General features: G+C 65.8%; 9 protein-coding genes and 1 pseudogene. 2 read left to right on the top strand and 8 right to left on the bottom strand.

Annotated elements, in window-relative coordinates:
- Positions 1–59: 59 nt before the first annotated feature.
- From ACFHWT_RS30655 to ACFHWT_RS30675, 5 genes and pseudogenes are all read right to left on the bottom strand, one after another.
- Positions 60–164, bottom strand: a pseudogene (locus ACFHWT_RS30655) (transposase); the annotation flags it as partial.
- A 217-nt stretch (positions 165–381) separates the two neighbouring features.
- Complete coding sequence (locus tag ACFHWT_RS30660) at positions 382–1,920, bottom strand: 4-hydroxyphenylacetate 3-hydroxylase N-terminal domain-containing protein (protein WP_416598125.1); 1,539 nt, start codon at positions 1,918–1,920, stop codon at positions 382–384.
- Between the two features lie 42 nt (positions 1,921–1,962).
- Positions 1,963–3,339 carry a PLP-dependent aminotransferase family protein gene (locus ACFHWT_RS30665; protein WP_416598126.1) on the bottom strand — a complete coding sequence of 459 codons (1,377 nt, stop codon included), beginning with the start codon at positions 3,337–3,339 and terminating at the stop codon, positions 1,963–1,965.
- Complete coding sequence (hppD, locus tag ACFHWT_RS30670; protein ID WP_416598127.1) at positions 3,336–4,424, bottom strand: 4-hydroxyphenylpyruvate dioxygenase; 1,089 nt, start codon at positions 4,422–4,424, stop codon at positions 3,336–3,338. The genes ACFHWT_RS30665 and hppD overlap by 4 nt, the downstream gene beginning before the upstream one ends.
- A gap of 2 nt (positions 4,425–4,426) precedes the next feature.
- On the bottom strand, positions 4,427–5,077 hold the full coding sequence (locus ACFHWT_RS30675; RefSeq protein ID WP_416598128.1) for an O-methyltransferase: 651 nt from the start codon (positions 5,075–5,077) through the stop codon (positions 4,427–4,429).
- 131 nt (positions 5,078–5,208) lie between these two features.
- Between ACFHWT_RS30675 and ACFHWT_RS30680 the strand changes: the two genes are divergently transcribed.
- Entirely contained in the window at positions 5,209–6,507 is a 1,299-nt protein-coding gene (locus ACFHWT_RS30680) for an ABC1 kinase family protein (protein ID WP_416598129.1), read from the top strand.
- A gap of 28 nt (positions 6,508–6,535) precedes the next feature.
- On the opposite strand, the gene ACFHWT_RS30685 is transcribed toward ACFHWT_RS30680, so the two are convergent.
- The 3 genes from ACFHWT_RS30685 to ACFHWT_RS30695 form a co-directional block, all read right to left on the bottom strand.
- Positions 6,536–7,180: a class I SAM-dependent methyltransferase gene (locus ACFHWT_RS30685; RefSeq protein ID WP_416598131.1), complete on the bottom strand. Its 645-nt coding sequence runs from the start codon at positions 7,178–7,180 to the stop codon at positions 6,536–6,538.
- An 88-nt stretch (positions 7,181–7,268) separates the two neighbouring features.
- Entirely contained in the window at positions 7,269–7,832 is a 564-nt protein-coding gene (locus ACFHWT_RS30690; RefSeq protein WP_416598132.1) for a DUF6073 family protein, read from the bottom strand.
- A gap of 258 nt (positions 7,833–8,090) precedes the next feature.
- On the bottom strand, positions 8,091–8,915 hold the full coding sequence (locus ACFHWT_RS30695; protein WP_416598134.1) for an ABC transporter permease: 825 nt from the start codon (positions 8,913–8,915) through the stop codon (positions 8,091–8,093).
- 582 nt (positions 8,916–9,497) lie between these two features.
- On the opposite strand from ACFHWT_RS30695, the gene ACFHWT_RS30700 reads away from it, so the two are divergent.
- Entirely contained in the window at positions 9,498–9,812 is a 315-nt protein-coding gene (locus ACFHWT_RS30700) for a winged helix-turn-helix domain-containing protein (RefSeq protein ID WP_416598133.1), read from the top strand.
- The last annotated feature ends 137 nt before the right edge of the window (positions 9,813–9,949 follow it).

The following is a 9,949-nucleotide window of genomic DNA, read 5'->3' on the forward strand; positions in this document are numbered from 1 at the left end:
CTCCGGACCTCAACGCGGAGTCCTCAGCCGCACACTCTCCGACTTTGCCGTGCCCGTGCCTCCTTGCTCCAGGCGGCGAAGTGGCCGTAGACGGTACGGTGGGGCGGGAAGTCGTGGGGCAGGTAGCGCCGGGGGATGCCGGTGCGGTTGACGTAGAGGATTGATCCGCTGCGGCAGCCGCCACCGCACCGGCACCACATCTCACAGACTGTTCGTCCCGAAATGGTGCAACGCCTGATCATGCGCACCCGGCGACGCCCCGCCATCGGCTGGATCGACTTACGCCGTCCGTCCACCATCAACCCGCGCACCCGCTGCCCGGCCCGATCCTGCCACCCGACCTGAGTCAGCGACCCGAACGTATCAGCGGTGGAAGCACTACTAGCGTTCGGTATGGAACAGCCCTGCCGGATTGACCAGATCCGGTGCGACCCAACCGTCGAGGTCATACTCGTCCAGGCAGGTGTCGACCAGGTCGAGCATCGCGCGGGTGATCCCGGCCCGGCCCGCCTTCTGCAGCACCTGGACCCGATTTTCCTCGGCGTTGCCGGCGTGGCTGCGCTCGTAGAGTTCGTGACGGCCGGCGAACTCGCTGCCGACAGCGTCCCAGAGCAGCTTCATGACCTTGCTGCGGCTGACCGCGTCGTGGCCGTGTGAGCCTCGCAGATACCGGTCAAGGTACGGGCGGATCTCCTCGTTGTGGAAGTCGGCAACGTTCGAATTGAGATAGATGAGCCCGCTACCGACGCTCTGCTGGACCAATTCGCGGATCCGGCCGTACGCGATTGGGCCCAACACCCGGTAGGTGAGCGCGTACTCCTCGTTCGGCTGTACGAAGTCCGATCCCCATGGACCGCACCGCTGAATCATCGCGTCGGACAGCGCCCACATGAGATGCCGCCACGTCATCGCCTCGCCGAGGTTGGCCTGTACGCCGCGGAACTCTCCGGTGCCGCTGATCTCCACGGCGCGGCTCAGTAGCCCACAGATGAAGTCCAGCTTCACCCCGAGTCGGGTCACTCCGTGCAGGGTGAACCGGGGCAGGAAACCGGACTGGTGGAAGAACGTGTTCGCCTTGTCCAGGTCGCCGTAGACCAGCACGTTCTCCCACGGGATCAGCGCCTGATCGAACACGATGATGGCGTCGTTTTCGTCCATCCGACTCGCCAGCGGATAATCGAACGGGCTGCCCATCTGCGCCGCCACCATCTCGTACGAAGCTCGACAGAGCAGCTTGACCCCCGGGGTGTCCATTGGAGCCAAGAACACTACCCCGAACCGCTTCTGTCGAACCGGTAGACCGTGGTGGGCGATGAAATTGTAGTGGGTGAGCGCAGATCCGGTCGCCACCACCTTGGCCCCGCTCACCACTATCCCGGCGTCGGTCTCGCGCTCGACATGGACGAAGACGTCGGCGACCTCGTCCGGTGGCCGATGTCGATCAACCGGCGGGTGCACCAGGGCATGGTTGACGTGCAGCACGCGTTCCTGCGCGGTGCGATACCAGGTGCGGGCATTGTTGGAGTAGGGCGCGTAGAACTCCGCGTTGGCACCCAGCGTGGCCAGAAACGACGCCTTGTAATCCGGGGTGCGCCCGAGCCAGCCGTAGCAGTGTCGCTGCCATGCCGCGATCGCGTCCCGGGCCGCCCGCAGCTGCGTCGCGTCGGTCGGCGCTCGAAAGAAGCGATGGGTGAATCCGCCCGAACCGGTGTCGGTCTGCGTCGTCAGCACGTCGCGCTCAGCCGGATCTCGCAGCGCGTCGTAAAGCCGGGCGATCATGCGGGCGTTGTTGCGGAAGGCCGGATGGGCCGTGACATCCTTGACCCGCTCGCCGTAGATCCACACCTCACGGCCGTCTCGCAGGCTCGCCAGGTACTCGTCGCCGGTGAAGGGAACCTGTGCTGGCTCGGACTGCGCCATGTGAATCAACTCCTTGCCGAGACCGCCGGCTAGAGCGGTCTGTCAAAGTCCTGACCTGCGCGCCGGATCCCGGTATGGTGCTCCTCCCGCGCTTACGTCGGGCCCGATGATCTGCTCCCGAACCATCTGGGCCAGGCGGCGTACGCCTTCCCTGATCTGGTCCGGTGCCAGCGCACTGCACGACAGCCTCAGCTGGTGACCTCCGCCCCCGTCGGGATAGAAGTAGCTCATTGGTGTCCACAGCACCCCATAGCGGTCCGCGCAGTAGGTGAGTAGCCGCTCGTCCGCCACGAACGGCACGGTCAGCACGACGAAGAAGCCGCCGGCCGGCACGTTCCACGACAGAACGCCGCGTCGGCGCTCTGGGCCGAACTGCTGCTCCAAGCCTTCGAGAAGCGTCGCCAGGTTGGCACGGTAGAAGCGGATCCGCTCGGCGTTGGCGGTGTCCAGACGGCACCCGGAGCGAACCAGCATCCCGCCGATCACGGCCTGCGCCAGCGATGACGTGTTGACGGTGATCATGCTGCGGATCAGGGCGAGCTGGTCGGCCAGGCAACTGCGGCTGCCATCGGGACCGCGGACGATCTGGTCGGCGACGACGTAGCCGACACGGGCCCCGGGAAAGCAGGTCTTCGCGAACGTGCCGATGTGGATAACCACGCCTGACCGGTCGAGCGCCTTCAGCGGGGGTTCGCGGTACGCGGGGTCGGCGAGGAATCCGTACGGATCGTCCTCGATGATCAGCAGCCCTTCGCTCTCGGCCGCCGCGAGTAACGCCACCCGTTCGGCACGGGTCATCGTGTGCCCGGACGGATTCGAGAAGTTCGGAACCACGTACACGGCCCGTGGCCGGCGCCCGGCGGCGCGTACCCGGCGGGCCGTAGCCACCACATCGGTGGCGGTGAGCCCATCGGGACCCTCGGCGATCCCGACTACCGGTACCCCGAGCAGGCTGGCTGCGCCGAGCATTCCGATGTAGCAGGGCGACGGGACCAGGATGACGTCGTCCGGCCTAGCCGCCAGCGCGCGAACGGTGACCAGCATCCCCTCCTGCGCTCCGGTCAGCACCACGATCGACTCCGGAGCGACCCGCAATCCGGTGTCGTTGGCGAGAGTCTGGGCAACGAGTTCGTGGATGTGGCCGGCGGTGCGGCCATACTGGAACATCTGTCGGGTGATCTCGGCACGGCTCAGCCCACGCTCTTCGCCTAGGTGACGCTGATAGGTGACGAGCAGATCGGTGAGTTCTGCGGGGTCGTGAAATCCGTCGTACGGCCGGCCGGCGGCCAGCGGGATCGCCTCGGGGTAACGGGCGGCCACCTCGTTGAGGAAGATGGCCGACTCCATGACCGGGTCCGTCAGGGCCGGGTGCAGGTCGGCCAGGCGCAACTCCCGCCCGACCGACACCGGCGAGGTCATGCCCGGTCGCTGGCCGCTGCGGTGAGCTTGTCATGCTCGACGGCCTCGTACAGCGCCCGGACGTTGCCGCTGCCGAAGGTGCGCGCCTGTCGACGCTCGATCAACTCGTAGAAGAGCGTGGTGCGTGGGTGCGGGGACTGGGTGAAGATCTGTAGCAGATGCCCCCAGTGGTCCCGATCCGCCAGCACATCGACCGAACTGAGCTGGCTGACCGCGTTCGCCAGTTCGGGCATTCTTCGGCCCATCATCGCGTAGTAGCTCTCGGGTGCCTTTAGGAACGACACCCCGTTGGCCCGGAACGCGGCCACGTCGGCGACGATATCCTCGGTGAGGAAGGCCAGATGCTGCACACCGGGTCCGTCGTGATCAGCCAGGAACCGGTCGATCTGCCCAGGGGCGCGGCTGGTGTCGGGCTCGATCAGGGTGAAGGTGACGTCGGCCGCCGCGTTCTGCACGACCTTGGAGTCGATGGCCTGGTCACCAACCTCGAACTGCTCCTCGAAGATCACGCCGAAGCCGAAGACGTCCGTATAGAAGTTCGTGGTCCGGGCGAGCGATCCGTTTGGCAGGCAGATCGCGACGTGGTCGATGACCAGCAGCCGGTCGGTCGTGCCGACGCGCTCGCTGGCGCATCTCTCGGTGCCGGCAGCCAGTCGTTGTACGAAGGTGTGCGTCAGGTCGCCCGGCCCGGCGACGGTGGCCGTCACCGCGGCGGCTCCGTCCGCGAGCAGAGTGTGCGCAGGTGGACGGATCGAGCGGGCGCCACGTTCGACCGCTCTGTGGTACGTCTCGGCAGCGTCTACCGCTCCGAGTGCCAGGTCGCCGATCCCATCGCCGTGGCGGGCGACGTAACGCGCGACGGGACCGTTCGCCTGCGTCGCGGCGGTGACGAAGATTCGGATGTCGCCCTGGGTCAACGGCCACACACCTGGCACGCTGGCAGTCTCGGGCTGGCCGGCATCGTCCAGCGGGCCGGTGGTCTCCAGCGGGCTGCAGGCGAACCCCAGACCGTCCCGGAAGTACCCGATCACCCGCTCAGGGTGGTCCGTGTACAGCGCCGCATGGTCGATGCCGACAACGTTCATTGCTACTGACCTTCCGTCCGGCGGATGAGCATGATGCCGTCACGAATGCTGAGCAGCACCGAGGTGAGATCCGATCGGGAGGCCACCAGGTCGTTGAACCGGCGGATTCCGATGGTGCTCGGCCTGCAGTCGGACTCGTCGATCACCCCGCCGCTCCAGAGCACGTTGTCCGCCGCGATCACGCCCCCGGGGGCGAGTAGTTCAAGCATTCGGCCGAGGTAGTCCGGAAAGTGTTCCTGATCGGCGTCGAGCAGAATGAAGTCGAACGGCCCGGTCAGCTTCGCGAGAGTCGTCAGCGCCGGACCGACATGGACGGTGATTCGGTCCGCGTACTGACTCTTCTTGATGTGCTGGAGCGCGATTTCGGCGTGTTCTGGGCTCAGCTCACAGGTGGTGATGTGCCCATCCGCGGGCATCACCGCCGCCATGGAGAGTGCAGAGTACCCGGTAAACGTACCGATTTCTAGCACCGAGCGGGCGCGTAGGGCGGTCAAATAGAACTGGAAAAATCGCGCCTCGACTGGGCCGATCATCATTTGTGGCCGGTCACTGAGTCGGTGTGTTTCAGTGGCCACGTCGAGCAAGTGCTCGGGGTCGGCAGTGGTGTGGCTGGCGGCGTACTCTTCAACCCCGGGGATAGTTATCGCCTTCACGAAGCCGAGGCTAGACGGTTTACATGCACTTCTGCGAAAATCTTTCAGAGCCTCGAAACATACAGAGGGTCATCGCGGCACAGGCAAGGCACTCTGGCTATGCGGAATCGGTCATTCGTTGGGGGTATCGCATGGCGAAGTCGAGGTGGTACGACACCGGCGCACGGGCGGTCCAGGTCACCGGGGTGGCACTCCGGCACGGACTGGCGGCAGTGCCGTCGGTGGTCCGGGCGGCATCAGGTGGATCGGCGGGGATTCGCGCGGTGCGGGATGACCGGCTCCGGCTGCTCGTCACGGATCTGGGCGCCAGCTACGTCAAAGCGGCGCAGCTGCTCAGTACCCGCCGTGACCTGCTACCGGAGTCGCTCTGTGCGGCCTTCGGCCGGCTACACGACCAGGTGCCGCCGATGCGGCAACAGTTGGTTCAGACCGAGGTGCGGGCGGCTTACCGGGACCGGCCGTGGCCGTTCGTCGAGTTCGACTGGACACCGATCGCCAGTGGGAGTATAGCCTGCGTCTACCGGTCCCGGCTCGTCGACGGGCGCGAGGTGGCGGTGAAGGTTCGGCGCCCGGGTATCGGTGCCCGGATGGCGGCCGACTTCGCGCTGCTCGGCGCAGGGGCCCGGGCTATCGGACGGGTGCCGCGGCTGCGGCGGATGCCGGCGGCCACGATTGTGGCGCAGATCCGCGACGCGGTGCTGCGCCAGCTCGACTTCGGGACCGAGGCGCAGGCCCTGAACCAGTTGCGGGAAAATCTCGACGATCTTGACTTCCTCCGGGTACCGCAGGCCCTGCCCGAGGTCAGCGCGGACGGCGTACTGGTGATGGAGTACCTACCTGGGCTGCGTCGGATCGACCCGGACGAGCTGTCGCCGGAGCTGGCTGAACTGGCGGTCCGGCGGGTTCTGCACTGCGTCTACCGGATGCTGTTCCTCGACGGTGTCGTGCACTGCGATCTGCATCCGGGAAACCTCTACATCGATCAGTCGGGCGATCTCGCACTGCTCGACGCGGGTTTCGTGGTCCGGCTTCAGCCGCGGGTACGCCGGCTGTTCGCCGAGTTTTTCTTCAACATGTCGCGGGGCAACGGCAAGCAGTGTGCGGACATCGTGGTACGCAGCACCGCTGATCAGGGGCGCGAAGCCGACCTTCCGAGGTTCCGCAAGGAGATCACCGAGTTGGTCGAGGCGACGCACAACCGGCGAATCGGTGAATTCAAGCTGGGTCCGTTCGCTGCCCGGCTGTTCGACCTGCAGCGTCGATGCGGACTGTACGCGGCACCGGAGTTTATTTTCCCGTTGTTGTCACTGCTGGTAATCGAGGGCATGATCAACGAGTTCGACGCGGCGGTCGACTTTCAAGCCGAGGCGAAGCCGGTGTTGATCAAGTCGCTGCTCACCGCGGTGCCGATTGAGCCGGCGGTTAGCTGACCGGGTCAGGGCGGGTGTACCGGGCCGGTCAGGCCGGCGAGGCGGCAACCAACAAGAGCCCGCCCCGGATTCTGGCGGTGCGTTGCGGCCGCAGGCCGGCGGAGGTCAGCAACTGTCGTAGGGCCGGTTCGGTAAGGTGGCGCGGCAGGTCGCCGAACCGGCTGAGCAACGGCTTGAGCCAGCCGGGCGGCGGGGTGTGCTCGGCGATCACCGCCTGACCTGTCGGCGCGAGCACCCGTCGAATCTCGGTGCACCCGGCGGTCTGATCGATCCAGTGTCCGAGCGAGGTCGTGCTCAGCACAAGGTCCACCGAGCCATCGTCCAGCGGCAGCGCCTCCGCGCCTGCGACGGCGAGCACTGTGTTGGGTAGCCGTTGCCGGGCCACTCGCACCATCTCCACCGCCGGGTCCACACCTATCAGGGTGGCGTCGGGCCACCGGGCTGCTGCGCGCGCCAGTAGCCGACCGGTCCCGCACCCCACGTCCAGTACGGCCGTCGGCTCTGGCGGACGGTCCTTCCCGGCGAGTCGCGCGTCGGTCGCGGCGTCGAGCATTGCGTCAGCTGCCGCGTCGAGCACCTGCGTGTCGGCCCGGCGGCAACCGAACTGGCCGGGATGCCGGTCGTAGCGTGCGGCGATGCGGTTGAAGTTGTCCACCGGCGTGTGGCTGGACACGATTCGCCTCCCGGTCGTGGTGCGGGCACGACAACCGGGCGTCCGGGCCATCAGCGGTCCGGACGCCCGATCCTCAGCTGGCTACCGTTCAGAGGGTGGCGGACGGCGCCAGGGTGCTTGCCGTCTGCTTCCACTGCGCGGCGACCTCCTGCGACGACACGAAGTCGCCGCGACGGATGTCGTAGTCGCCGGACACGTACTGGCCAACGATCTTGCGGGTGGCGAGCATGTACATGATCGGCTCGCTGTCAGGGTTGCTCTTGTCGTACATGCCCACTCGGTCGCCTGGGGCCATCTCGCCGATGGCGCCGATGGGCGGGAGGGCGCCGAACAGGCCCTCGATGTTGATCGGGTCCTTGTTGACCAACGTCTTGCCCTGCTCGAGCAGCTGGAGCTCGAAGAAGACGTTGAAGTAGCCCTTAAAGCGGTTGGCGAAGTCCTCGGGTGCGAAGACCATCTCCTCGCCCATCGTGGGCAGTTGCGGGTTGATGGTGAACAGGAACTCACCGAGGTGCTCGCTGTGGCCACGCAGGTTCATCTGCAGGATCTGCACGATGATCTTGGTGGGGTCCGCTGGAGTCGGGAAGCTGCGGTTGACGACGAACCAGCCTTCGGCCTCGATCGTCTCGGTGTCACCCGCGATCTCGATCACCGCGTCCGTCCACAGGTGGAGGTAGTCGGTGCCACCCGGAGGGAAGTAGTTCACGGACATTGTCGCTCCTGTCGACGTAGGAACTATCTAGTTGAAAACCATATAGCGATGACCGCTCCCGTCAACCAAATCTGTCAGGCCAACGTGACTATCTGTCAACGTTGGCTGGGGGTTGGGACCGGCGGCGGCCGGGTGGCCGCTGCTCGGTTGCCGCTCGTGGCGGCGGCCTGGCGGGCGCGCGCGGGTGGTGTCCGCGTGTCAGCGGTGGACGCGCCACCGGAAGAGCATGACGGCTGCGGCGGCGAACACCGTCAGGATCATCAACGACCAGGCGAGGGCCTCGACCAGGTGGCTGGCGGCGGGTCGGCCGAGCAGTAACGCCCGCACCGCGTCGACGATCGCGGTGACCGGCTGATGGGCGGCGATGACCTGTACCGGCGGGGGGATCGTCGCCACCGGGACGAACGCACTGCTGACCAGTGTGAGCGGAAACAGCACGCTCAGACTCAGCGTCTCGACCATCTCGACGCCGCCCAGTAGCAGCGCTACGAGGATCGTCACCCAGGCCATCGCCAACGCGCAGAGCAACAACAGCCCTAGCGCCCCCAGCCAGTCGCCGAGCCCCGCCGTCGGGCGGAAGCCGATGAGCCAACCGGTGGCGACCATCGCGGACAGCACGACGAGAGTGCGCAGCAGTCCCGCGACGGTGTGTCCGACCAGCAGGGACGACGGCGCGATCGGTAGCGAGTGCAGTCGGTCCAGCATCCCGCCCTCAAGGTCACGGGCAAGGCCGGCGCCGATGGTGACTGCCCCGAGTATTGCGGTCTGGACCAGGATGCCGGGAATCATGAAGTTGGCGTACGTGGTGTCGATACTCATCTCGACTGCACCGCCAAAGACAAAGCGGAATAACAGGAGGAGGAGGACCGGTTCCAGGATCGAGAAGACGAGCAGGGTCGGTCGACGTCTCAGATGGATGATGCTACGTCGGGCTAAGGCCGTCATTTCCGACAATCGATCACTAGATGCTGATCGGCGTCTGATTGGTGTGACTAATGGGCTCGTTTGACCCGATTCGGGCATGGGCCGACCGGCCCCGCCAGTGACGACAGGGGAGTTGTGCACCTTACCTCCCGACACCTTGAGCGTGCACCTGTGGACGACTCGATTGAACGCATGACGTGCGTGGATACGGGGGGATCCGTCAGCCGTCCAACAGGATTGTTGGCGGGCATACTTATTGATTTGTCAACTAGTCCCTTAGCGTGGTCGGGACGCGGCAATCGTCAACCTGATGTCGTATTGCCAGGTCAGCGGCGTGCCAACCGGTGGACATCGTGGCAAGCTTGGATGCCTTGACGGGTTCACCGCTTGACAACCGGCATCGCCGATGTGAACCTTTTCATGGTCGGCATCACTGAATGCGTCGGCACAACTTCCCGTTGTAGTCGCCTAGGAGATAGGTGAACCATGACCGGAGTACGCCAAGAGACAGCGGTCAAGCTCGTCCGCTGGCCCGCCGAGGAAGCCCGTAGAGAGAGATACCGCAACCTCGGGATCCCGAGGTTGCTGGTTGTCGAAGGTGGCTGCCGGCCACCAGTATGCAGTGACGCCAAGGAGGACTGGATCCGTGCACCCGTCAGCCGGACCGACCTCGAGGCCCGGATGGCAACGCTCCTGGCGAAGGCGTGGGTGGACCGGGTGCCGGAGATCGACCCGGTCGGAGTCCTGCGGCACGGTGGACGGTCCTGTGCCATCTCTCCAACGGAAGCCGACCTGCTCCAGCGCCTGGTACGTAGCTTCGGCGAGGTCGTGTCCCGCGACGAACTGCTCAAGTGCCTCCCGGACCGCTCGACGATGAGCAGACGCAATGCACTTGACCTGCACATCATGCGGATCCGGCGGCGGATCAAACCACTCAACCTAGCCATCCGCACCGTCTGGGGACAGGGATACCTGCTCGAACTGGTCAAGGCCTGATCGGCGGCGTACCGAGATCACTGATCCGCCGTCGAGTGGATGTGAGGAGCGCGAGGGGCATGTTCGAGCGGTTCAACGACCGAGCGCGACGGGTTGTCGTCCTGGCTCAGGAAGAAGCCCGGATGCTCAACCACAAC

Origin of the sequence: Micromonospora sp. LOL_021 (genome assembly GCF_048060215.1) — a bacterium.
GTDB lineage: Bacteria > Actinomycetota > Actinomycetes > Mycobacteriales > Micromonosporaceae > Micromonospora_E.